Source organism: Acinetobacter lwoffii (assembly GCF_024129435.1).
Lineage (GTDB): Bacteria > Pseudomonadota > Gammaproteobacteria > Pseudomonadales > Moraxellaceae > Acinetobacter > Acinetobacter lwoffii_F.
In genome coordinates, this window is record NZ_JAMXXN010000003.1 from 1 (window position 1) to 22,974 (window position 22,974).

Genomic DNA, 22,974 nt, shown 5'->3' on the forward strand with positions numbered 1-22,974 from the left:
CCGATTTGATAAGCTTGCACGAAATTACCAGTCTATGATTTACATTGCTTGCATATTTATTTGGTGTAAAGCCAAATGAGGACACGCCCTAGTTCGAATGATTTTTAACACATAAAAAATCTCTGACCTAAATGCAGGGATTTTTTATGTGTCGCTTTACAAGTAGCTCAAGCCTGCTGAAATTTCAGCTGACGTAACTGGCGGGCATGTTGCAAGGTGGTTTCACTAATCTCTACACCGCCTGTCATTCTTGCAAGCTCCTGAATAATTTCATTTTCCTCAAGGTCAATGATTGTGCTGCTGGCAGGATCAGTCTGCTGTTTTTTTACCAGTAGATGCTGATCAGATTGTGCTGCCACTTGTGCCTGATGGGTAATACACAGAATCTGTACATGCTGGGCCAGATCGGCCAGTAAACGCCCGACAATCTCTGCGGTACCACCACTAATCCCGACATCAATTTCATCAAAGACCAGCACTTCAGCTTCGGTTTTTTCCGCATTCATGACTTGCATCACTAGCGCAATACGCGAGAGTTCACCGCCTGATGCAACCCGGGCCAAAGGCTGTGCCGGAATGCCTTTATTGGCAGTAAACAGCAATTGAATAAAGCTGAGACCTTCACTAGAGGGATGCTCCAAAGGCTCAAACTTGAACTCAAAATGTGCTTCAGGCAATGCCAGTTGTTTGACCTGCTCAGTGAGCTGCTTGGCCAACGGTGCTGCGGCTTCACGGCGAATCTGATCCAGATGTTGGGCTTTATCCAGAAATTCCTGATAAGACACTGCTATCTGTTCAGCGAGTGTTTCCGGATCTTCCAGTTGATGCAGCTGTTCTAATTCGGTTTGCCAGGCTTCATATTCTTCTTTGAGTAATTCTGGCTGGGTACGATATTTACGTGCCAGACGATGGAAGATTTCTAAAGTCGAATTTAGTACTTCCATGCGTTCCGGATCAAAACTCTGCCGATCCATAAACTGGCGTAAATTCGCTGCTGCATCTTCAAGTTCGCTTTGGGCATTCAGCAGGGAGGTGTAAATTCCGGAAAGCTGTTCGCTACGACCGGCATGTGATTCCATGCGACGTAGAATGGAAGCCAGTTCTTGGGAAATATTCTGTTCGCCTTCATCCAGACTATTCAGGCTATAGATACAGTCCTGCATGATCGCTTCATGATGCGAGAGCCGATCAAATTCCTGCTCAATTTCCGGATAATCCGTCTGAACAATTTCTTCCAGTTCTTCGAGTTGCAGCTCAAGGGTTTCCAGACGCTGCTTGCGTGTCGCTTGTGCATCCAAAGCTGCCTGATGCTGGCGGATATTTTTTTGCCAAGTGCTATAGGCATCACGTACGACTTGAGCCGGCGCATAAAAATGATAGTAACGATCCAGCCAGTGCTTCGGATAAGGCGGTTCTAATAATTGTTGCTGACTATGCTGGCTATAGAGTTGTACCAGTAAACGCCCAATTTCTTTCAGTTCAGACAGGCTGCTCGGACGTCCATTGATCCAGGCCTTGCTGCGGCCAGTGGCAAAAATTACACGGCGTAAATGAATTTCACCTGACTCATCATCCAGTTCATGCTCTTTCAACCAGGCTGCTTCAGGACTGTGTTCCTGATAGCTGAAGCTGGCGGTGACATCCGCCTTTTCCGTACCATAGCGCACATAATTGGTATCGGTTCGCTCACCCAGACAGGCAGACAATGCATCCAGTAACAGGGATTTACCTGCACCGGTTTCACCGGTTAAAACGTTAAAACCTTTATCAATATCAATAGCAAGATGCTCGGCTAAAGCAAAATTGATCAGAGTTAAATGTGTCAGCATAAACGCATCCGGGCTGCGAAAAGTTTGATTGAAATAGCCTGATGTTGGATTTGGGTCACAACATGGCTGTGATTATTATAAATCAGGACGAATCAATTTCATTCTATCTTAAATTTTAACGATTCATATATGCTTATTTCACTGTATTTTCGCAAGAAGCTGACTCAGAAGTATGTTAATTCACTGCTGATTTTCATATTTTTGACATCCCCAATCTTTAAATTAAAGACTCAATTGAGCCTGTTTTTAAAAGAGCGCGTGCAGATCGAAACTTAAGTTTATCTATCAGCAAAATACAGGCCAAAACATGCTGTAAATAGAAGGGGTTCAGGTGATACAGAATATTTGATCGACGCCGACAAACTTCGATTGATTAGTTGAGGGTGCACATTTAAACTACAGCAATCAAAATATTACAAAATGCTTTATCTGGAGAAATCGCATGTCAGCTCAGTTTGATCATGTATCGGTACTTAAAAAATCTAATGTATATTTCGGCGGGTTGTGTATTAGCCACATTGTACAATTTGAAGACGGGACCAAAAAAACTTTGGGTGTCATTCTGCCATCAGAAAATGCCTTGACCTTTGAAACACATGTTCCTGAGCGCATGGAAATTGTTTCAGGTGAATGCCGTGTTCAGATTGGCGATAGTGAAGAAAGTGAGTTGTTCCGTGCGGGACAGTCTTTCTATGTGCCGGGCAATAGCCGTTTTAAAATTGAAACCGATGATGTGCTGGACTATGTCTGCCATTTTGAAGGTTAAGTCCAGATTCAAGATCAGTGCAAACCGGGCAAGAAATTTCAGTGCGAATCGGTTAAACTAATCAGCTATAGAAATCCTGTGAAGTCAGCTTTACGGGATTTTTCTTTTGTATATAACTAATCTAGAGGTCGTTCATGGCAAAACCTGAATATTTTTATGGCGTACATTCAGTGGAGTCATTGTTAGAGCTTGAGCCTGAACGTGTCTTGACATTATTCACTCTCAAAGGACGCGATGATCAGCGTTTAAAGCGTGTACTGGAACTGGCTGAACCGTTTGGGATCAGTGTGCAGCAAGCCAGCCGTGACAAACTGGAGAAACTGGCCGGGCAACCGTTTCACCAAGGCGTGGTCGCTGCGGTACGTGCTCATCCAACCCTGAATGAAAAAGATCTTGAATCACTCTTGAGCGCAAATCCTCAAGCGTTGTTATTGGCCCTCGATCATATTACCGATCCGCATAATCTCGGTGCCTGTATCCGTACAGCCGCTGCAATGGGCGTTGAGGCAGTGATTGCGCCACGTGATCGTTCTGCAACCTTGACCCCGACAGCACGTAAAGTGGCTGCTGGTGGTGCGGACAAAGTCAAATTCATTCAGGTTACCAATCTGGCGCGTACTTTGGGTCAAATCAAAGAAGATTTTAATGTTCGTGTTGTCGGAACTATGCTGGATGAAAAAGCGCTGCCGATTCAAAATTTTGATTTTACCGGTACTGGCGTCTGTATCGTGATGGGTGCGGAAGATACTGGCCTACGTCCAATTACGCAAAGCCAATGTGATCAGACCGTGTATATTCCGATGGCAGGTAATCTGCAAAGTCTGAATGTCAGTGTGGCTACAGGCATGGCGCTGTATGAAGCCTGCCGTCAACGTAACCTTTAATTGATGATGGCATTGTCAGACCGTACCCAAGGCTATGTTTTTTTAGTTGTTACCATGTGCATCTGGGGCGGTTTTACTTTAACAGCCCGCCTGAATGCGCTGTGGCAGATCAGTGCTTGGGATATTGTGGCCTTGCGTTTTTCTTTGGCCTTCCTGATTCTGATGCCGATCTTGCTTTATCGTAAAGAGGCCGCTTTTTTACTGAAAAAAGAGCCTTTTATTCTGGCCATGATTGGCGGGGTGATTTATTGCCTGTTTGCCTATAGTGCTTTTCACTACGCACCTACCGCCCATGCTGCAATTTTCTTGAATGGCTGTATTCCGATCTGTACCGCGATCATGGCTTTTTTTCTGATGGGGCAGGCTTTTGATAAACATACCTGGGCCAGCCTGATCATTATGATCGTCGTACTATGTCTCATGAGTATGCTGATGTATCGGGAAACTGGTGTAGCCTTTGGGGCAGGGGACGGGCTATTTTTTATCAGTGCCATACTTTGGGCGATTTTTACTGTTTTATTGCGTAAATATCAGCTAACTGCATGGCAGGCAATGTGTGGTGTCGCGATCTGGTCAGCAGTGATATATGTGCCGATTTATCTGCTATTTTTACCGAAAAATTTGAGTGTGCCTGAACCCAAGCATTTACTGTTTCAGACCATTTTTCACGGCATATTTGTGGTGATTATTGCTACTTTAAGCTATGTAGAAGCCATCAAGCGTCTTGGTGCATTTAAGGCAGGCAGTATTACCAATCTTGCACCTTTTATTGCGGCAATTCTGGCTGTACCTTTATTAAATGAAACTTTAAGTCTGGCCATGGTGTGTGGCCTGATGGGTATGGCAGTCGGGGCCTTACAGCCGTGGCGCTGGTTACAGCATCAGGACAGTCTGAGCCGAAAATTAGCAGAACAAAAAAAGCAGTCTTAATCAGACTGCTTTTTTTATGCTTCAGCTGGCTGCCATGTTTAAATATTTTTGATGTAATGGTCTGAGATGAGCATAGAGATGATCCAGATGACCATCATTTAGGACAATATCATCGGCCATGGTCTGCTTTTGTTCGCGGGACATTTGGGCGGCAATAATATTGCGAATTTGTTCGATATTCTGGCCATCACGTTGTGAGGCCCGCTCAATTTGCAGTTCGATGGTGGCATCAATCAGTAAGGTATGCTGAGTGAGTTCGTGCTGATTGGTCTCAAATAGTAGTGGTGAAACCAGAATGGCATAGGGACTTTGCGCAGCATGTAGTTGCTGGATAATGGAAGTACGAATTGCCGGATGGGTAATACTTTCCAGAGTTTTGCGTGCTTCAGGAGACTGGAAGATATATTCACGCAGGGCACGACGATTCAGTGAGCCATCGGCAAGCAGTACCCAATCGCCAAAAGCCTGCTGAATCTGGGTAAGTGCAGGCTGCCCAATTTCGACCACTTCACGCGCTACCACATCGGCATCGACTACCGTGATCCCTTGTGCTTCAAACCACTGACTGGCAGCAGACTTGCCACTGCCAATCCCGCCGGTTAAACCGAGTACAAATTTCAATTTACTGACCTAAATACACTTTCATAATTTGTTCACCCCAAAGAAAAGCGATCCAACCGGCAATAGCAATATAAGGACCAAAAGCAAAAGGCTGATTTTCCTTGCGAACTTTTAGCAGAATGATGCCAATAATCGCACCTACCAGGGAAGACAGCAGCACAATTAAAGGCAGTAATAATGGACCCATCCAGGCACCCAAAGCGGCTAGCAATTTAAAATCGCCATAACCCATGCCTTCTTTACCGGTGATGATTTTAAACAGGTAGTACACCACCCATAGACATAAAAAACCAATGATATACCCCCAGATGGCAGCGCTTGGGGAAGTATAGAGTGCATAACTATTCACGCCCAGACCAAGTGCGGCTAGGGGCAGGGTATAACGGTCAGGCAATAACTGGGTGTCAAAATCGATAAAGGTCAGCGCAATCAGTACATAGGTCAGGATCAGGCCAAATAGCATTTGTACAGTCGGGCCAAATACTTCGACGACCATGAGTGCACAGACGGCTGTCAGAATTTCAATGAATGGGTAACGGATACTGATCGGATTCTGACAGTTGCCACATTTGCCGCGCAAGAGCAGCCAGCTGATGACGGGAATATTCTGGTACCAGCGGATTGGCTGATGACATTTGGGACAAGTCGAAGCGGGTTTGCTTAAACTTAATTTAGTTTCATCAATCACCGGCTGTTCCGGATGCAGGAACATCTGGCAATCGGTACGCCATTCTTTTTCCATCATCTTGGGAGTACGGTAGATCACCACATTCAGGAAGCTGCCGATACATAAACTAAAAAGCCCAACTGCGATATACAGCGCCGTTGGGTTTTGAATAAAATAAGAAATAAGATTACTGAACAAGATATTTAACCTGCCGATTAGCCAACGATTGAGCCCATTTGAAAGATTGGAAGGTACATGGCAATCACTAGACCACCGACGAGCACACCTAGAACAGCCATGATCAAGGGTTCCATCATCGAGGTTAAGCCATCGACCGCATTATCCACTTCGTTTTCATAATGCGTGGCAACTTTATCTAGCATGGCATCTAGCGCACCTGATTCTTCACCAATCGCGACCATTTGTACCGCCATAGATGGGAACTTGTTGGTGACCCGCATGGCAAACTGAAGTTGTTGGCCTGTGGCAACATCTTCACGGATTTTCATCACCGCATCCTCATAGACTACGTTATTGGTGGCGCCGGCAGTGGATTCTAGTGCATCAATTAGCGGTACACCTGCGGCAAAAGTGGTGGCGAGGGTACGGCTATAACGGGCAATAATCGCCTTATACACCAGATCCCCGAAAATCGGTGCCTTGAGCGCTGCTTTATCCAGAAAATCACGGAATTTTTTACTGCGTTTTTTGGCTTCTAAAAATGCTGTAATCGCTATCCCGATACCAATAATTAATAGGAACCAGTATTGCTGGAACCAGTTAGACATGTTGACAACCAGTTGTGTAAAGGCGGGAAGATCAGCACCAAAGCCTTGAAATAGTTCTTGGAATACAGGAACAACCTTAACCATTAAGATGATAGTAACAGCAATAGCTACCACTATGACTGATATAGGGTATTTCATAGCTTTTTTGATTTTTTGCTTGAGCAGTTCGCTTTTTTCTTTATAAATTGCTACACGATCGAGCATAGTTTCAAGAGCACCCGATTGTTCACCTGATTCAACTAAAGAGCAAAATAAATTATCAAAATACTGTGGATATTTACGCAGTGCTCCAGCGAAAGTGTTACCCCCCTCGACTTCACCTTTAATTCCCAGTACAACTTCACGCATGGATGGATTTTCCAGACCTTCTGCGACAATCTCAAAGCCTTGTACCAGTGGTACCCCGGCTTTCATCATGGTCGCCAATTGTCGGGTAAAAATCGTAATATCCAGTGTTGAGACTTTTTTCTTCATCAAGCCTTCGAGAATATTTTTTTTCTTTTCCCGAATGGTCTTGATGCTGATACCTTGTTTTCGAAGGGTGACCTTGGCCAAAGCCATATTTTTTGCTGGCAATTCTCCCTTGATCTTTGCCCCTTTACGATCAATTCCTTCATAGCTGAAGATCGGCATCATCTGGCCTTTCTTTACTGCTGCCATACCTTTATCCTTATTTTAGATCAGCGCCCGATCATTCGCTGGTGACACGATTGACTTCCTGTAAAGAAGTCACCCCCTGCATCACCTTGACTAAACCTGACCGGCGTAAATTGTTAAAACCTGCACGTGCGGAAGCATCGGCAATTTCAAGTGCATTGCCGTCCTCCATAATAATTCTGGAAATTTCGGGTGTTACTTTCATGACTTCATAAATACCCACACGACCCTTATAGCCTTCACGACATTCATTGCAGCCCACCGGTTCATAAATTTGGAACTCAGGTTGCTGCAAGTCGGTTTCGGTAAAACCCATCTCCAGTAAGCTTTGTTTCGGAATATCGGCAGGTTTCTTGCATTGTGAACACAAACGACGTGCCAACCGTTGTGCAATGACCAGGTTGACTGAAGTAGCAATATTGAAAGAAGGCACCCCCATATTGCGTAAACGGGTCAAAGTCTCAGGCGCACTATTGGTATGCAGCGTCGACATCACCATATGACCGGTCTGCGCCGCTTTAATCGCAATCTCGGCAGTTTCCAGATCCCGTATCTCACCAACCATCACGATATCCGGGTCTTGACGTAAGAAGGACTTCAGTGCGGCAGAGAAGGTCAGGCCAACTTTATTATTGACGTTAACCTGATTAATGCCTTGCAAGTTAATCTCGACCGGATCTTCCGCAGTTGAGATATTGGTATCTTCACGGTTTAGGATATTCAGACCGGTGTAAAGAGAAACTGTTTTACCGGAACCCGTCGGGCCGGTGATCAGCAGCATCCCTTGCGGTTTGTCCAGCGCCTGCATAAACAGTTCTTTTTGTTCCGGTTCATAGCCCAGAGCATCAATCCCCAGCATCGCACTGGATGGATCCAGAATACGCAGTACCAGCTTCTCGCCAAACAGGGTAGGGAGAGAGTTGACACGGAAATCAATGGCTTTGTTTTTGGATAATTTTAGTTTGATTCGGCCATCTTGCGGTACCCGTTTTTCAGAAATGTCCATTTGCGACATGACTTTAAGACGCGAAGACAAGCGATTTGCCAGCTGTAGTGGTGGTGTTGCAATCTGGCGTAGCACCCCATCAACCCGGTACCGTACCCGATAGATTTTTTCATAAGGTTCAAAGTGTAGATCCGAAGCACCCATACGAATCGCATCGACGAGTAACTTATTGATATATTTGACAATTGGTGCTTCATCACCTTTATTGCTTTCATCATCTTCTTTATTCGGATCGGTGGATTCAACATCAACATCCAGATCAAAGTCTTCATCAAACTCAAACGTGCTTTCTTCAGTAAAATTCTGCTCGATCAGTTTTTCAAGTTTATTGTGTTCAACAATAATCGTTTCAATATTGAGTTTGGTGGAAAAACGGACTGCATCAATTGCTTCGATATTGGTGGGGTTACTGATCGCAACATATAAAATACTGGAATTTTTAAAAATCGGCAGGATGCGATGCTTGGTAATCAGCTTTTCATCAATCACATCCCGCAAAATTTGGGCAGGATCATAGGCACTGATATCAAACAGTGGTTCGCCAAATTCAACTGAAATCGTTTCAGCAATGACGGTCGGAGAAAGCTGCTGCTGGTTAATTAACTCAGCCACAATATCGACTTTTTCTTGTTTAGCATGCGCCAACGCAGTGCGCATATCTTCAGCCGAGATGACGCCTTCCTCGACCAAACGACGAATAAATCCGGTAAATCTTGGCGACCCCTGTAATGCTGTCATGCTATAAATGCCTACTCATCAAATTCTTTTAATTGCTATACTAAAATTATACGTTTGTTACGTAAAAATACCATAGCTAAGAGTGCTGCTAGCTTCCTCATCTCCAGTAAAAGCATGAACTGGTTAGAAGAAGTCCCCATTTTTTAAGTGATAACAAAAAATAACCATTTTGGATAGTCTAAACCGAGAATGAGTGATAAGAAAACTATTCTTTTAATTTTCCAATTCCGTGTAGAATGTGCCCAATTCAAAATATGTAAATGAAATAGGTTAATTATGTCGGTTTCGACGATTACCCCTTGGGTGATAGGTAACTGGAAAATGAATCCAGTACAGGCAGAGGCATTAAGCTTGGTGCGTAGTATTAAGAATTTGCTGGAAACTGCACCAATTGCCGAAGATCAATGTCATTTAGGTGTGGCACCGATTGCGATTGCCTTAAGCCAGATTCAGGCAGAGCTGTCATCTGCGGTTCGTCCGATTTATACCGTAGCACAAGATGTTTCACGTATTGCAGGAACGGGTGCCTATACTGGTGAAGTCAGTGCTGAATTACTCGCAGACAGCCAAATCCAGTATGTACTGGTGGGTCATTCTGAACGCCGTGAAATATTTGCAGAAAATGCTGATATTTTAAATGCTAAAATCAAGAATGCTTTAAGTGCCGGTTTGACTGTGATTTATTGTGTCGGTGAAAGTCTGGAACAGCGTGAAGCAGGGCAGGCGGAAGCTGTCGTATTACAACAAATTTGTGATATCGCTACTGTGGTTGAAGCGGAGCAATGGAACAATATCGTGATTGCCTATGAGCCGATCTGGGCGATTGGTACAGGTAAAACGGCTTCTCCTGAAGATGCGCAGGCCATGCATGCACAAATCCGTCAAGGTTTAAGCCAGATTACAGGCTATGGCGAGAGTATGGCGATTTTATATGGTGGTAGTGTCAAGCCGGAAAATGCAGTAGAGTTAGCAGCCTGCCAAGATATCAATGGGGCATTGGTCGGTGGTGCATCACTCAATGCTGAGTCGTTCCATAAAATTGCTCATGCATTTGCAAATACACAATAATTAGGAGTTCAGCATGCAAACTTTTGTGCTGGTAGTACATATTATCTTAGCTGTTTTGATGATTGTCTTGATTTTGGTTCAGCATGGTAAAGGTGCAGATGCTGGTGCCTCTTTCGGCGGCGGTGGTGCAGCGACAGTATTCGGAGCATCGGGTTCGGGTAATTTCATGACCCGTTTAACTGCGATTTTTACTGCACTGTTCTTCGTGACCAGTCTGACTTTGGCGATTTTGGCCAAGCAACAAACCTCGAATGCCTATAGTTTGGGATCTGTTCAGTCTGCGCCGACCGTACCTGTGCAATCGAATGAAACTTCACCAACTGCACCAGAAACGACCGAATAGTTTTAATTAATCCTTTCTTTTTTTCAGTGATACGACTAGAATGCGTCACAGCTGCGGTGGTGGTGGAATTGGTAGACACGCTACCTTGAGGTGGTAGTGCTTTCGGGCGTGGGGGTTCAAGTCCCCCCTTCCGCACCAACTTATAATCCAGAAATTTAAGTTGGTGTATGCAGCTGAAAAACTTCTATTGATGCGGGATGGAGCAGTCTGGTAGCTCGTCGGGCTCATAACCCGAAGGTCGTTGGTTCAAATCCAGCTCCCGCTACCAATCAATCCTTTTTAAAGACGCAAACTTTCAAGAGGCAGCTTAAACCAGTATTAAGCTGAGAAATATAATTTGCATGTTGTTGCGGGATGGAGCAGTCTGGTAGCTCGTCGGGCTCATAACCCGAAGGTCGTTGGTTCAAATCCAGCTCCCGCTACCAATCTTTTAAAGATGCAAACTTTAAAAGCAGTTTAAGTTTTTTTAAACTGAATGTTATTTGTACGCTGATGCGGGATGGAGCAGTCTGGTAGCTCGTCGGGCTCATAACCCGAAGGTCGTTGGTTCAAATCCAGCTCCCGCTACCACTTTTTCAGCGACAGATGATAAATATGCAGAATGATGTGGTTTTGATTGAAAAGTTCTCATCTTTTGTATATAATTTTTGCACGTTGATGCGGGATGGAGCAGTCTGGTAGCTCGTCGGGCTCATAACCCGAAGGTCGTTGGTTCAAATCCAGCTCCCGCTACCAAGTTTCTAAAAAGAGGCTCACAACAAGGTGGGCCTTTTTGCACAGTGGGATTTGAAAAAATCTTAAATTGTGCATTAATTGGGGCGATTTACGCCCTTTTTTATTGGCTATCGTGTAGTGTCGACATTATTTGGTCAAATCTCCATGTTTCACTACTACTATAGTTTGTATTGGTTTGTAGTGGTCAAATAGATCATAAAATCGCACCAGATGACGAGAGTAAATGAAGCTATCAAATAAAACTCAAGCACTTCAGGACTTGATTGCACCAGCAGTTGAAGCCTGTAATGTAAACCTTTGGGGGATTGAATTCCTGCCACAGGGTAAATGTTCGTTATTACGTATCTACATCGACAAGCCAGTCGATGAGAGCGTTGCACCAGCAATCAATGAAGATGGTGAAGAAGATCAGGGGCGTGGTATTGGCGTTCAGGATTGTGTGCGTGTCACGCAGCAAGTGGGCGCAATGCTGGATGTTCATGATCCGATCTCGGGTGAATATTCACTTGAAGTATCTTCGCCAGGCTGGGACCGTCCATTCTTCCAGCTCGAGCAGATGTCAGGCTATATCGGTCATACCGTAGCACTACGTTTGATCAGTGCGGTAGATAACCGTCGTAAATTCCAGGCCAAACTGGTTGCTGTCGATCTTGAAAATGAAATGATTCAGGTTGAAGTAGAAAAGCAACAGGTATTGGAGATCGACAGTCACAATATCGATAAAGCAAATTTGGTCTTCCAAGATTAATTTAATAAATAAAAATTTAACGAATAGGTGACGTATGGCACGTGAAATTCTGACCGTCGTTGAAACGGTTAGTAACGAAAAAGGTGTACCTCGTGAAGCGATCTTTGAAGCGCTTGAGCAAGCTTTAGTTGCTGCGACAAAGAAAAAATTTTACGAAGGAACACATTCGGAAGAAGCACGTTTACGTGTGGAAATTGATCGTAAAACAGGTGACTATCGTACTTTCCGTCAGTGGGAAGTGGTTGCAGACGAAGATCATGAAATGCCAGCTTGTCAGGATGCCATCTCTGATGTCGATCCGGCAAAATGGTCGATTGGCGACATTCGTGAGCTTGAAGTGGAATCGATTGACTTCGGTCGTATTGCAGCGCAAATTGCCAAGCAAGTGATCGTACAGAAGATCCGTGAAGCAGAACGTGCACTTGTGGCTGATGCTTACGAATCTAAAGTCGGCGAGCTGATCTACGGTGAAGTGAAAAAACAAACCAAAGACGGTTTTATCATTGACCTAGGTGACAATGCTGAAGCGTATCTTGCTCGTGAAGAAATGATTCCGAAAGAAATCCTTCGTCCGAAGCAACGCGTGAATGCGATTCTGTTCAATGTCAACCGTGAAGGTCGTGGTGCGCAGTTACAACTGTCACGTGCTAAACCGGATATGCTGATTGCATTGATGAAGAAAGAAATCCCTGAGATTTCTGAAGAAATCATTGAAATTAAAGCTGCGGCTCGCCAACCAGGCGTTCGTGCTAAAATTGCAGTGAAAACCAATGACCACCGTATTGACCCGGTGGGTGCTTGTATTGGTATGCGTGGTACCCGTATTCAAGCTGTACAGCAAGAGCTCAATGGCGAGCGTATTGATGTCGTAGTTTGGTCGGATGATCCTGCGCAATATATCGCAAGTGCATTGGAACCAGCAGATGTATCGAGTATTGTCATTGATGAAGATGCACGTACTGCCGACATTATTTTCGCAACCAGCGATCAGCTGGCACGTGCGATTGGTTCACAAGGTCAGAACGTTCGTCTGGCATCTGAATTGACTGGCTACAAGCTGGACATGATGCTGGAAGAGGAATACTACGCCCGTCAACAAAACGAAGCGCAACAATATTTAGACATGTTTGTTACCCGTCTGGATATCGCGGAAGATTTGGCGATGGCATTGGTAGAAATGGGCTTCACCTCGCTTGAAGAAATTGCTTATGTCCCTGCGGAAACGTTTGATGAAATCGAACTGGATGCGGAACTGGTTGAACTACTGCAAAGCCGTGCGAAAGAAATTGCACTTGCTGATGCATTACAACAGCAAGAGAACATACAAGCGCCAAGTGAAGAACTTGTTGCAATGGAAGGCATGACAGTAGAGATCGCGCAAGCGCTAGCAGCTCGTGGTGTGGTAACAGTGGATGATTTAGCAGATCAGGCGACTGACGATATCGAAGATATTGAAGGTTTGGGTGCTGAGAAAGCAGGTCAACTCATTATGAAAGCGCGCGAATCATGGTTTAACTAGGAGGTAGTATATGACGGACAAGTCGATTAAAGAGTTAGCCCTCAACGTGGGTCGTCCAGTTGAGAAGCTCCTAGAGCAGGTTCGTGAGGCAGGTTTACCACAGCGTAAAGCTGACGATATTATTACCACCGAACAACAAGATAGCTTGATGAGTCATGTGAAAAAGTCACAGGGTTCGGAAAGCCAAGCAGGGCAAATCACGTTGAAACGTAAAACGACTAGTACGGCTAAAGTAGCCAGTACTTCAGGTAAGGCGAAAACGATTAATGTAGAAGTTCGCAAGAAGCATACATTTGTTAAGCCGGATCCAGAACAGATCAAAGCAGAAGCATTGGCGAAAGCCAAGGCTGAGCAACAGGCCAAAGCTGCGCCTGAGCAGAATACAGCGCAAGCTGCTTCTGCCGAAGCTCCAAAAACTGGCGTAAATAATGCGAATAAAGCTCTAGAAGCGATGCGTGCTGCTGCAAAGCAAACCAGCGACAAGCAAGAAGTTTCTAAAGCTGCAGTAGTGGTAAAACGCAAATCAACTAACAAGCCGATTGTGAAGCAAGTTGTTAAACCAACTGAAACCGCTGAACAGAAAAAGGCACGTGAAGCAGAAGCAGCAAAATTAAAAGCTGTTGAAGAAGCAGCACGTCGTAAAGCGGCTGAAGAAGCGCAGCAACGTACCCTTGAGCAAATGCGTCAAATGGCGTCTAAGTACACCGCGGAAGATACCACTGCAACTATTCGTGTTGTTGATGATTCTCCTCTGGCTGCCGGTCTTGTTGGCCAGGCATATGAAGACTCTTTTGCAAAAGAAGACCGCGAAATCAAACGTGGTACGAATACGCCGAGCGCACGTGCACCGAAAAAAGGTGGTCGTCGTGGTCAGGAAGAGCAAAGCTTCAGCAAACAGCCTAAGCGTGGTTTAAAAACCAGCCAGGGCAACAAGCACGGCTTCGAAAAACCTGTGAAAAAACAGGTTTATGATGTTGAAATCGGTGAAACGATTGTGGTTGCTGACTTGGCTGCGAAAATGGCAGTTAAGGTTCGTGAAGTAATCAAATCACTCATGAAAATGGGTGAATTGGTTACTCAGAACCAGGCAATTGATCAGGAAATTGCTGCACTTGTTGTTGAAGAAATGGGCCATAATCCGGTACTGGTTTCTGATACACAAGCTGAAGATAACTTGCTTGAAGCAGCTGAAGAAGCACGTGGTGCGCAATCTACGCGTGCGCCTGTTGTTACCATTATGGGTCACGTTGACCATGGTAAGACATCACTGCTTGACCGTATTCGTCGTGCCAAAGTGGCTGCTGGCGAAGCAGGCGGTATTACCCAGCATATCGGTGCTTACCATGTAACTACTGATAAAGGTATGATTACATTCCTTGATACTCCGGGACACGCAGCATTTACTGCAATGCGTTCACGTGGTGCGAAAGCAACAGATATCGTGGTTCTGGTTGTTGCAGCAGATGATGGTGTAATGCCACAAACTGCAGAAGCAATTGACCATGCACGTGCTGCAGGTACGCCAATCATTGTTGCGATCAACAAGATGGATAAAGAATCTGCTGATCCAGATCGCGTATTGAATGAATTGACTGTGAAAGAAATCGTGCCAGAACAATGGGGTGGTGACGTTCCAGTGGCAATGGTTTCTGCACATACTGGTCAAGGTATTGATGAACTTCTTGATATTATTTCGATTCAAGCTGAACTTCTAGAGCTTAAAGCATCGGAAGAAGGCGCTGCACAAGGTGTCGTAATTGAAGCACGTGTAGACAACAGCCGTGGTGCGGTAACGTCTATTCTGGTTCAAAACGGTACATTGAAAGTAGGTGATCTCGTTCTTGCCGGTTCATCTTATGGTCGCGTTCGTGCGATGACGGATGAAAATGGTCAGCGTATCAAATCTGCAGGTCCTTCGATTCCAGTGGAAATTCTGGGTCTTCCAGAAGCGCCAATGGCAGGTGACGAAGTTCTTGTGGTCAGCGATGAGAAGAAAGCACGTGAAGTTGCCGATGCGCGTATGGATCGTGAACGTCAAAAACGTCTTGAGCGTCAATCTGCAATGCGTCTTGAAAACATCATGGCGTCTATGGGCAAGAAAGATGTGCCTATCGTGAACGTTGTGTTGAAAACTGACGTACGTGGTACACTTGAAGCCTTGCATGTAGCACTTGCTGAGCTTGCGACTGACGAAGTTAAAGTACGTATCATCGGTTCTGGTGTAGGTGCGATCACTGAGTCTGACGTGACACTGGCTGAATCTTCAGAAGCAGTTCTACTCGGTTTTAACGTACGTGCGGACAACGCTGCGCGTCAAAAAGCAGATGCAGACAGTATCGACATTCGTTACTACTCAATCATCTATCAATTGATTGATGATGTGAAAGCAGCAATGAGCGGTAAGCTTGCACCAGAACATCGTGAAACGATTCTGGGTGTTGCACAAGTACGTGAAGTATTCCACTCAAGTAAGTTTGGTGCGGCTGCGGGCTGTATGGTACTTGAAGGCGTATTGCATCGTAACAAACCGATTCGCGTATTACGTGATGACGTGGTTGTGTTCCAGGGCGAGCTTGAATCTCTTCGTCGCTACAAAGAAGTGGTTGAAGAAGTTCGTGCCGGTATGGAATGTGGTCTTGCGGTGAAAGGCTATAAAGACATCAAAGCACTTGATAAGATCGAAGTGTACGATGTTCAACTGATTAAACGGAGTCTTTAATGGCGGGTAGTCAACGTCTGAAGCGTATGGCGGATACAGTACAACGCGAGTTGTCAGAACTGATCCGTCAGGAGCTGAAAGATCCACGCTTAGGTGGTCTTGTGACCATCTCTGCAGTGAAGGTGAGCCCAGACCTGGGATATGCGGAAGTTTATGTCACTGTGATGGGACGTGAACTTGGCGATGAGCAAAGTCAGGAAGCCAATAAAGAAACTTTGGATGTGTTGAACAAAGCATCTGGTTTCTTGCGCCACGAGCTGAGTCGTCGTATCAAAACCCGTATTACGCCTCGTCTACGTTTCCATTACGATAAGACCAATGCATATGGTAACTATATGTTTGGTCTGATCGCTGAAGCAGTGAAGGACTTACCTGAAGCTGAAGCAAAAAAAGATGATGAATAAGTCTTAGGACTAAAAAAGCCACCTTCGGGTGGCTTTTTTTATCTCTCTATTTTGAGATTTGGGAGAACTGGAATCGCTTGCTCAATTAATCTAAATCATCATTGCGATTGATTTTCTTTTCATAAAAGGTACGACGGCGTGAACGCTGCCAGGGCAGGGGGCGTTCTAGCGTTTCCGGCACTTCGCCACTCAAAGAGCGTAACCGCAAATGCAATGCAGCCTGTGCCATCAGATTGGCGGATACCGGCGCAGTAATAAAGGCAAACAAGGTAATCAGCACTTCCGCAAAGCCGAAACGGCCATACATGGCAGAGAAAATAATTGCTGCAATTAAGAAACTGCCGAGGCCCAAAGTACTGGATTTGGTTGGTGCATGCAGACGCATGAACAGATCGGGCAAGCGCACCATCCCAATTCCGCCAACCAGCATAAAGAAAGCACCAATCAATAGAAAAATCGACACCAGTATTTCTAAAATTAAAGACATTTAAAAACTCCTAGTCGATGACATGGCCAGTGGTAAAATAACGTGCCAAGGCTGCGGTAGAGACAAAGCCCAACATCGCGACCAAGAGTGCACCTTCAAACAGAAATGTGCTGCTCCAGTAAATGCCTAAAATCACCACCAGACAGGTGGCATTCAAAAACAGGGTGTCCAGTGCCAGCAGGCGGTCCACAATAGAGGGGCCGGTAATCAGCCGGATCAGACACAGTAACATGGAGATGGTTACCGCACCCAGACAAATCAATAATGCATAAGGTAGAATTGTCATGCTTTTTCTCCTGATCGTGCATTAAAAATCTCAATGAGCGGGCGTTCATAGCGCTGCTTAATCAGCTCGATTTCGGCCGCTTCATCATCTGTGCTTAAGGCATGTACCAGAATATCACCACGATCCTGGTCAATCCCTGCAGATACCGTGCCCGGTGTGGTGGTAATAATCATCGCCAGCAAGGTGTTGACTTCTTCATGTTCGGTATCTAAAGGCACACGGAACCATTTCGGATGCAGGTTCTTGGTTGGACCAAGCACCAGTTTTGCGACTTTAATATTGGCTACTACAATATCCCAAACTACGACGAAGAACAGGTGCAGGGCAGGAGTCCACTGGATATTGGGGGTATAGTCAATAAAGGGTTCGACCATACGTGGAATGATGACTGCGAGTAGCAAGGCCATCAGTAGGGTTCCAGCGTCCAGGCTGTGTGCCAGTAAAACCCAGCTCAGTCCCACAATTACAGAAACCAGCGGATGTGGGAACCAGCGTTGAAATAATGATTCAGCCATTAAGGTCCCTCCGCCGGTTTAAGTTGATTATCATCATATTCGGTCTGTTCAATATGCTGCTGGTCAATCTGGCGTTGCTTGAATTCTGAAATATGTTCACCTTTCAAGGTCGCTTCTGAAATCACATAAGGAATCAGATGCGCATTAGGATCTATCACCTCACCACCATATTTGGTTTCTGGCAAATACTTCGGATCGAATGGCTGGACGCTAATAAACTGACCTTCTGCATCCGGTTTTAACAGCGCGGCTTCATAGACCGAATTGTTTTTGATCTGTTCCGCAGTCTGATAATTATATTGATAAATCGGTCCGGCAAACACCACGTAGGCGGTTAAGCTCACAAGCAATATATAAATCACCCGGTCATTGCGTGCCGGTGCTTTACTCGGCAGGGCTTCATATTTATGAAACTCTTCAGAATCAAGATCATCTTCAGGTCTGCTCGAACGCCAGAACAGCATAAAACCGACCCGGGTAAAGGCCAGAATACTGAGGAAACTTACCAGTAAAATAGTCAGAATAATGATCATCTGATAGTCTGAATGGACAGAAGCCTGCAAAATAAAGACTTTACCGAAGAATCCACTAAACGGTGGCAGGCCTGCCATCATCAAAGCGATGATGAAATAGACAATCGAAACCAGCTTGTTCTGTTTCATCAGTGGGGCGATTTTAAAATGATCTTTAAATTCGCCGCGCTGCGAGGTAATCCAACCCGACAGAATATAAAATGCGGCCGCAATCAGGGTGCTGTGTACCAGGTAATATAGCGCACCGGCCCAAGCCGCAGTGTTATTCAGGCCAATGGCCACCAGAATCGTTCCGACTGAAGACAGCACCATAAAACCGACAAAACGGCGCAGACGTTCGGTGCCAATCGCACAGATTACACCATAGACAGATGTGACCAGACCAATCACCAGCAGACAGTTCATCAGAATCTGATGGCTATATTCGTCATCAAAAACCGTGCCGTTGATACGCAAAATCGCATAAATCCCGACTTTGGTCATGATGGTAAAGAGCGCTGCAACAGGTGTGGTGGCCACGGCATAGGTTTTGGGTAACCAGAAACCCACCGGCAACATTGCGGCTTTAATCCCAAACACCACAAACAGCATCAAGCCACCGGCAACGGCCAGTTTGTGCTGATCTTCTGCAAGTGTTGGCATCAAACGGGCTACATCGGCCATATTCAGACTGCCGACACTGCCATAAATCATTCCGAGTCCAATCAGGAACAGCGCAGACGCTAGCAGGTTGATGGTGACGTAATGAATTCCCAGCTGAAAACGTGCCTTGCCTTGTCCATGCAACAGCAGTACATAGGACGCCATCAGCAAAATTTCAAAGAACACGAACAGGTTGAACAAATCGCCTGTCAGGAATGCACCAGTCAGACCCATCAGCAGGAAATGCACCATGGCATGGAAATAACGGCCGCGTAAGTCCCATTCTTTACTGGCATACCAGACCACAGGCAAGGCGAGCGCATAGGTCAATACCAGCATCATGGCCGAGAGCTGATCCAGCACCAGCACGATCCCAAATGGTGCTGCCCATTCGCTGAGGGTATAGACGCTGATTTGGCCCTGACTGCTGTTTATCAGATAACTGACGGCAATGATTAGGCCCAAGATTCCCGAGAGATGGCTGATACCACGACGCCAGGGTTGACGCCAGTCTGTAATCAGAGAGCCTGCACCCGGATTGCCTAAAAGTACAAGGGCAAAAGCGGTAAAGGCCGGTAAAAGAATACTGAAAATAGGGGTGTGCTGAGTCCAGAAATTGAGAAGATCAGTCATTAAGGCTCATCCTCACGTGGATCAATCTGGGGGATATCTTCTTTTGAGTCAACGTGGTCTGTTCCTGATTCGTAGCGGCTACGCAGTGCCAGTTGGACAATAAAGGCAGTGGTGGCAAAGCCAATCACGATGGCCGTCAGCACCAGTGCCTGAGGAAGAGGGTCGGTCACATTCGAGGCTTCGGTTAATACTGCAGGCGAATTCATCTGAATCCGGCCCATGGCAAATAAAAACAGGTTGACCGCATAACCAATCATGGCCAAGCCCAACACCACCGGGAAGGTACGGGCACGCAGGATCAGATAAATGCCTGTGGCTGTCAGCAGGCCAATCGCGGAGGCTAATAAAAATTCTAAACTCATCATTCTATTATCCTCTTGGTACTGGGCCAGACATGCTGGAGTGACGTGAATCGCCCAAGACTGAAATCATCAGCATGGTGGCACCGACGACAGTGACATAGACGCCGACATCGAATAGCGCAGCCGAAGCTAAATGCATTTCTCCAATAATAGGCGGAGAGACATAAATATGTGCACTGGTCAGGAATGGACGTGACCAGAACCAGGCCGCGATTCCGGTTAATCCTGCAATCGTTAAGCCGACTCCAATCCAGATTTCATACAGGCGACCGGATTTCGCACCCAGTAACTGTTCGGTTTTGTCCTGTCCCACTGCGATATATTGAATAATAAGTGCCAGTGAAGTCACCAGTCCGGCAATGAATCCACCGCCCGGCAGGTTATGGCCACGCATAAAGATATACAGGCTGACTACCAGCGCGACCGGCAAAATCCAGGATGCGGTAATACGCAACATCAGCGGGGAAGGATTAAAACGATAGGTCAGGCCCTGGGTCATGGTGGTACCATGCGCACGCATGCCATCCATCAGGCTAAGGACACCAATCGCGGCAATCCCGAGTACAGTAATTTCGCCGAAGGTATCGAAACCACGGAAATCGACCAGAATCACATTCACCACATTGGTTCCGCCGCCCAGAGGAATGGACTGTTGCAGGAAGAACCATGAAATGGAATTGTGATCACGGGTCATGATCAGCCAGGCAATTGCCGCAATCCCGAGACCGCCGCCCAAGGCAATAATGGCATCGCGCCAGCGACGGGTCGGACTCGATTCATACGGAGTTAATTGTGGCAGTAAAGATAAACTCATCAGTAGCAGAACAGTGGTGACCACATCGACCGTAATCTGGGTCAGCGCCAGATCGGGAGCCGAGAAGCCGATAAAGACCATGGTGACGACCAGACCGACTGCACCGCTAATCAGTACAGCTTTAATGCGCTCATGATGGAACCACAGCAGCATCCAGCAGGCGGAGAACAGCAGTAACCACAGGATAATCGCCAAGGCAGGAGCATGGGTCAGCTCGCGCGTACCCGTACCCACCGCATTGCTGAGTAATGGGAATCCTACCAGCCCGATGGTAAAAATCACAATCCACAATAAATAGCTTTGTAATTTGCCATTTTCAGTGGTACGGCGGAAACGGCGTGAATTCAGCAGCAAATTTTTCAAAAACAGGTCGAACAGCACCCGGCCCTGTAAGCGGCCCAGTTTTGGATCCAAGTCGATTTCACGTAAGGCGCCACCTTTGGCGAGAGAAAAGTAAAAGATTATTCCGCCGAGCAGAGCGATCACACTCATCAGCAGCGGCAGGTTGAAACCATGCCAAAGTGCCAGATGGGTACCTTCAAAATCAAAATTTTGGGTTGTCGCTTGAGTGGTGCTATTGACAATTTTTTCTACTAGAAGAGCGGGTAATAGACCGACTAAAATACATAAAATTGCTAACAAAGTGGCCGGTGCGCGCATACCAAAGGCAGGTTCATGTGCATCTTTATTCGGAACCTGCTTGCCTAGCGGACCATCGAAAAAGACCCCATGCACCAGTCGAATGGAATAAGCCACCGCAAAAATCCCGGCCAGTGTCGCGACAATAGCAGAGCCGACCATAAGTGGACCACTTAAACTGGCGACCAGTTCGGTAAAGAACATTTCCTTGGACAGGAAACCATTGGTCAACGGTACACCTGCCATGGATGCTGCCGTGATCATGGTCAGTGTTGCGGTAAAGGGCAGTAATTGCCACAAGCCAGACAATTTACGTAAGTCACGGGTACCGGATTCATGATCGATGATGCCGGCAATCATAAACAGTGCCGCTTTAAAGGTGGCATGGTTAATAATGTGGAAAATCGCTGCTGCAACAGCCAATGGTGAACCAATCCCGAGCAGACACATGATCAGACCTAAATGGCTGATGGTGGAATAGGCGAGCAAGCCTTTCAGGTCTTCCTTAAAAATGGCAAAGAAGGCGGCCATGCACAGGGTAAACAGACCAACAAAGGTCACAATATTATGAAACAGTGCAGCGCCGGCAAAAATCGGGAGCAAACGTGCGACCAGGAATAAACCGGCTTTGACCATGGTGGCCGAGTGCAAATAGGCAGAGACCGGTGTCGGTGCAGCCATGGCATTCGGCAACCAGAAGTGGAACGGGAACTGCGCACTTTTGGTAAAGGCACCAAGTAAAATCAGCAACAAGGTTGGAACAAATAAATGATGGGACTGAATCTGCTCAGTCATCGTCAGGATTTGGTCAAGCTGATAAGTGCCGGTAATTTGACCAAGCAGGACAAAACCGCCCAGCATCGCCAGACCACCCATTCCGGTAATGGTCAAGGCCATACGTGAGCCGCGTTGCGCCGCTTCGTAATTGCTCCAGTAACCCACCAGCAAGAAGGAGGAAATACTGGTCAGTTCCCAGAAAACCAATAAGATAATCAGATTATTCGACAATGAAATCCCGAGCATCGCGGCCATAAACAGCATCAGCAGAAGATACAGTTTGCTCAGTGAATTTTTGGGATTGAGATAATAATAGGCATAAATATAAATCAGGGTACCAATTCCGCTGATCAGCAAGGCAAACAGCAGTCCCAGAGAATCCAGGCGAAAACTGAAATCGATGCCGAGCTGGGGCAGCCAGGACCAGGTCTGGGTAATCACTGCGCCATCAAATATGGCAGGCGCCTGACTCAATAATAATAAGAAACTGCTGAGGCTGACACCAATTGCCCCTAAAGCCGTTACCCCGCGCGAAAATTGTTTCAGCCACGAGACAAGGGTTGTGCCTAATACTAACGGTAACAATATAATAATCGGCAGCACACTCGTATCCATTGTCATGATTTAGGTTTTGACCAACCTAAGGTGAATCTTTATCTTTCAAGGACTACAGGACCACAAGGAGCGACCCAAACTTCTCAATCTTGAAAGCCAAAAGAATATTCAAAAAGAATATAAAACAGTTGTATTGCGCAACTTATAAACGATAGCAAATTCCGATTTTACAATGAAATTCGCAAATAAAACCGATCATATTACAGGATAACAACAACATCAACGTTTTTATGTAGAACTTATAAATTA

At 45.9% G+C, this 22,974-nt stretch carries 20 protein-coding genes and 5 tRNA genes; 14 read left to right on the plus strand and 11 right to left on the minus strand.

Annotated features, from left to right (window positions below):
• Nucleotides 1-167: 167 nt before the first annotated feature.
• The gene (recN, locus tag NI455_RS02465; RefSeq protein WP_253112228.1) at nt 168-1,829 is read right to left on the minus strand and encodes a DNA repair protein RecN; all 1,662 of its coding nucleotides are present in this window, start codon (nt 1,827-1,829) and stop codon (nt 168-170) included.
• Between the two features lie 442 nt (nt 1,830-2,271).
• Here recN and ppnP point away from each other — a divergent pair, with 442 nt between their 5' ends.
• The 3 genes from ppnP to NI455_RS02480 all read left to right on the plus strand — a co-directional run bounded on the left by ppnP (nt 2,272) and on the right by NI455_RS02480 (nt 4,409).
• Nucleotides 2,272-2,595 (plus strand): pyrimidine/purine nucleoside phosphorylase, encoded by a 324-nt coding sequence (gene ppnP / locus NI455_RS02470; RefSeq protein WP_004281089.1) that lies wholly within the window; start codon nt 2,272-2,274, stop codon nt 2,593-2,595.
• 134 nt (nt 2,596-2,729) lie between these two features.
• A complete protein-coding gene (gene rlmB, locus NI455_RS02475; RefSeq protein WP_004281091.1) occupies nt 2,730-3,479 on the plus strand; it encodes a 23S rRNA (guanosine(2251)-2'-O)-methyltransferase RlmB in 750 nt (249 codons plus the stop codon).
• Between the two features lie 6 nt (nt 3,480-3,485).
• The gene (locus NI455_RS02480; protein WP_004644926.1) at nt 3,486-4,409 is read left to right on the plus strand and encodes a DMT family transporter; all 924 of its coding nucleotides are present in this window, start codon (nt 3,486-3,488) and stop codon (nt 4,407-4,409) included.
• Nucleotides 4,410-4,430: 21 nt separating this feature from the next.
• On the opposite strand, the gene coaE is transcribed toward NI455_RS02480, so the two are convergent.
• The 4 genes from coaE to pilB are packed head-to-tail and all read right to left on the minus strand — an operon-like array spanning nt 4,431 to nt 8,886.
• Complete coding sequence (gene coaE / locus NI455_RS02485; RefSeq protein WP_191730922.1) at nt 4,431-5,030, minus strand: dephospho-CoA kinase; 600 nt, start codon at nt 5,028-5,030, stop codon at nt 4,431-4,433.
• A gap of 1 nt (nt 5,031) precedes the next feature.
• A complete protein-coding gene (locus NI455_RS15480) occupies nt 5,032-5,895 on the minus strand; it encodes a prepilin peptidase (protein ID WP_290446993.1) in 864 nt (287 codons plus the stop codon).
• Nucleotides 5,896-5,912: 17 nt separating this feature from the next.
• Nucleotides 5,913-7,145: a type II secretion system F family protein gene (locus NI455_RS02500; protein ID WP_253112230.1), complete on the minus strand. Its 1,233-nt coding sequence runs from the start codon at nt 7,143-7,145 to the stop codon at nt 5,913-5,915.
• A gap of 31 nt (nt 7,146-7,176) precedes the next feature.
• Entirely contained in the window at nt 7,177-8,886 is a 1,710-nt protein-coding gene (gene pilB, locus NI455_RS02505) for a type IV-A pilus assembly ATPase PilB (RefSeq protein WP_253112232.1), read from the minus strand.
• Nucleotides 8,887-9,162: 276 nt separating this feature from the next.
• Here pilB and tpiA point away from each other — a divergent pair, with 276 nt between their 5' ends.
• The 11 genes from tpiA to NI455_RS02560 all read left to right on the plus strand — a co-directional run bounded on the left by tpiA (nt 9,163) and on the right by NI455_RS02560 (nt 16,422).
• Nucleotides 9,163-9,954 carry a triose-phosphate isomerase gene (gene tpiA, locus NI455_RS02510; protein WP_253112234.1) on the plus strand — a complete coding sequence of 264 codons (792 nt, stop codon included), beginning with the start codon at nt 9,163-9,165 and terminating at the stop codon, nt 9,952-9,954.
• Between the two features lie 13 nt (nt 9,955-9,967).
• Complete coding sequence (gene secG / locus NI455_RS02515; RefSeq protein WP_005248398.1) at nt 9,968-10,297, plus strand: preprotein translocase subunit SecG; 330 nt, start codon at nt 9,968-9,970, stop codon at nt 10,295-10,297.
• A 53-nt stretch (nt 10,298-10,350) separates the two neighbouring features.
• Nucleotides 10,351-10,435, plus strand: a tRNA-Leu gene (locus NI455_RS02520).
• A 53-nt stretch (nt 10,436-10,488) separates the two neighbouring features.
• A tRNA-Met gene (locus NI455_RS02525) sits at nt 10,489-10,565 on the plus strand.
• An 80-nt stretch (nt 10,566-10,645) separates the two neighbouring features.
• Nucleotides 10,646-10,722, plus strand: a tRNA-Met gene (locus NI455_RS02530).
• 68 nt (nt 10,723-10,790) lie between these two features.
• Nucleotides 10,791-10,867, plus strand: a tRNA-Met gene (locus NI455_RS02535).
• Between the two features lie 88 nt (nt 10,868-10,955).
• Nucleotides 10,956-11,032, plus strand: a tRNA-Met gene (locus NI455_RS02540).
• Between the two features lie 223 nt (nt 11,033-11,255).
• On the plus strand, nt 11,256-11,780 hold the full coding sequence (gene rimP, locus NI455_RS02545) for a ribosome maturation factor RimP (RefSeq protein ID WP_253112236.1): 525 nt from the start codon (nt 11,256-11,258) through the stop codon (nt 11,778-11,780).
• Between the two features lie 34 nt (nt 11,781-11,814).
• A complete protein-coding gene (nusA, locus tag NI455_RS02550) occupies nt 11,815-13,299 on the plus strand; it encodes a transcription termination factor NusA (protein WP_004281105.1) in 1,485 nt (494 codons plus the stop codon).
• Nucleotides 13,300-13,309: 10 nt separating this feature from the next.
• Nucleotides 13,310-16,018: a translation initiation factor IF-2 gene (gene infB / locus NI455_RS02555; protein WP_114541781.1), complete on the plus strand. Its 2,709-nt coding sequence runs from the start codon at nt 13,310-13,312 to the stop codon at nt 16,016-16,018.
• Nucleotides 16,018-16,422, plus strand: a complete 405-nt coding sequence (locus NI455_RS02560) for a ribosome-binding factor A (protein WP_004281108.1) — start codon at nt 16,018-16,020, stop codon at nt 16,420-16,422. The genes infB and NI455_RS02560 overlap by 1 nt, the downstream gene beginning before the upstream one ends.
• Nucleotides 16,423-16,507: 85 nt before the next feature.
• Here NI455_RS02560 and NI455_RS02565 read toward each other — a convergent pair whose 3' ends face one another.
• The 6 genes from NI455_RS02565 to NI455_RS02590 are packed head-to-tail and all read right to left on the minus strand — an operon-like array spanning nt 16,508 to nt 22,725.
• Nucleotides 16,508-16,909, minus strand: a complete 402-nt coding sequence (locus NI455_RS02565; protein WP_180180643.1) for a Na+/H+ antiporter subunit G — start codon at nt 16,907-16,909, stop codon at nt 16,508-16,510.
• Between the two features lie 10 nt (nt 16,910-16,919).
• Nucleotides 16,920-17,195, minus strand: coding sequence for a monovalent cation/H+ antiporter subunit F (locus tag NI455_RS02570; RefSeq protein ID WP_005108490.1), 276 nt, complete (start codon nt 17,193-17,195; stop codon nt 16,920-16,922).
• Nucleotides 17,192-17,710: a Na+/H+ antiporter subunit E gene (locus NI455_RS02575; RefSeq protein ID WP_253112238.1), complete on the minus strand. Its 519-nt coding sequence runs from the start codon at nt 17,708-17,710 to the stop codon at nt 17,192-17,194. The genes NI455_RS02570 and NI455_RS02575 overlap by 4 nt, the downstream gene beginning before the upstream one ends.
• Nucleotides 17,710-19,518 carry a monovalent cation/H+ antiporter subunit D gene (locus tag NI455_RS02580; RefSeq protein ID WP_253112239.1) on the minus strand — a complete coding sequence of 603 codons (1,809 nt, stop codon included), beginning with the start codon at nt 19,516-19,518 and terminating at the stop codon, nt 17,710-17,712. Before NI455_RS02580 ends, NI455_RS02575 begins: the two co-directional genes overlap by 1 nt.
• Nucleotides 19,518-19,883 carry a Na+/H+ antiporter subunit C gene (locus NI455_RS02585; RefSeq protein WP_213686761.1) on the minus strand — a complete coding sequence of 122 codons (366 nt, stop codon included), beginning with the start codon at nt 19,881-19,883 and terminating at the stop codon, nt 19,518-19,520. Before NI455_RS02585 ends, NI455_RS02580 begins: the two co-directional genes overlap by 1 nt.
• Nucleotides 19,884-19,887: 4 nt before the next feature.
• A complete protein-coding gene (locus NI455_RS02590) occupies nt 19,888-22,725 on the minus strand; it encodes a monovalent cation/H+ antiporter subunit A (protein ID WP_253112433.1) in 2,838 nt (945 codons plus the stop codon).
• Nucleotides 22,726-22,974: the final 249 nt, after the last annotated feature.

Excerpts from the sequence above, each read along its gene's own strand:
- NI455_RS02480 (WP_004644926.1), top strand. The coding sequence starts at position 3,486 with ATGGCATTGTCAGACCGTACCCAAGGCTATGTTTTTTTAGTTGTTACC.
- pilB (WP_253112232.1), bottom strand. The coding sequence starts at position 8,886 with ATGACAGCATTACAGGGGTCGCCAAGATTTACCGGATTTATTCGTCGT.
- NI455_RS02590 (WP_253112433.1), bottom strand. The coding sequence starts at position 22,725 with ATGGATACGAGTGTGCTGCCGATTATTATATTGTTACCGTTAGTATTA.
- NI455_RS02560 (WP_004281108.1), top strand. The coding sequence starts at position 16,018 with ATGGCGGGTAGTCAACGTCTGAAGCGTATGGCGGATACAGTACAACGC.
- secG (WP_005248398.1), top strand. The coding sequence starts at position 9,968 with ATGCAAACTTTTGTGCTGGTAGTACATATTATCTTAGCTGTTTTGATG.
- NI455_RS02565 (WP_180180643.1), bottom strand. The coding sequence starts at position 16,909 with ATGTCTTTAATTTTAGAAATACTGGTGTCGATTTTTCTATTGATTGGT.
- rimP (WP_253112236.1), top strand. The coding sequence starts at position 11,256 with ATGAAGCTATCAAATAAAACTCAAGCACTTCAGGACTTGATTGCACCA.
- rlmB (WP_004281091.1), top strand. The coding sequence starts at position 2,730 with ATGGCAAAACCTGAATATTTTTATGGCGTACATTCAGTGGAGTCATTG.
- infB (WP_114541781.1), top strand. The coding sequence starts at position 13,310 with ATGACGGACAAGTCGATTAAAGAGTTAGCCCTCAACGTGGGTCGTCCA.
- recN (WP_253112228.1), bottom strand. The coding sequence starts at position 1,829 with ATGCTGACACATTTAACTCTGATCAATTTTGCTTTAGCCGAGCATCTT.
- NI455_RS02500 (WP_253112230.1), bottom strand. The coding sequence starts at position 7,145 with ATGGCAGCAGTAAAGAAAGGCCAGATGATGCCGATCTTCAGCTATGAA.
- NI455_RS02575 (WP_253112238.1), bottom strand. The coding sequence starts at position 17,710 with ATGGCTGAATCATTATTTCAACGCTGGTTCCCACATCCGCTGGTTTCT.
- nusA (WP_004281105.1), top strand. The coding sequence starts at position 11,815 with ATGGCACGTGAAATTCTGACCGTCGTTGAAACGGTTAGTAACGAAAAA.
- NI455_RS02580 (WP_253112239.1), bottom strand. The coding sequence starts at position 19,518 with ATGACTGATCTTCTCAATTTCTGGACTCAGCACACCCCTATTTTCAGT.
- tpiA (WP_253112234.1), top strand. The coding sequence starts at position 9,163 with ATGTCGGTTTCGACGATTACCCCTTGGGTGATAGGTAACTGGAAAATG.
- NI455_RS02585 (WP_213686761.1), bottom strand. The coding sequence starts at position 19,883 with ATGATGAGTTTAGAATTTTTATTAGCCTCCGCGATTGGCCTGCTGACA.
- ppnP (WP_004281089.1), top strand. The coding sequence starts at position 2,272 with ATGTCAGCTCAGTTTGATCATGTATCGGTACTTAAAAAATCTAATGTA.
- NI455_RS02570 (WP_005108490.1), bottom strand. The coding sequence starts at position 17,195 with ATGACAATTCTACCTTATGCATTATTGATTTGTCTGGGTGCGGTAACC.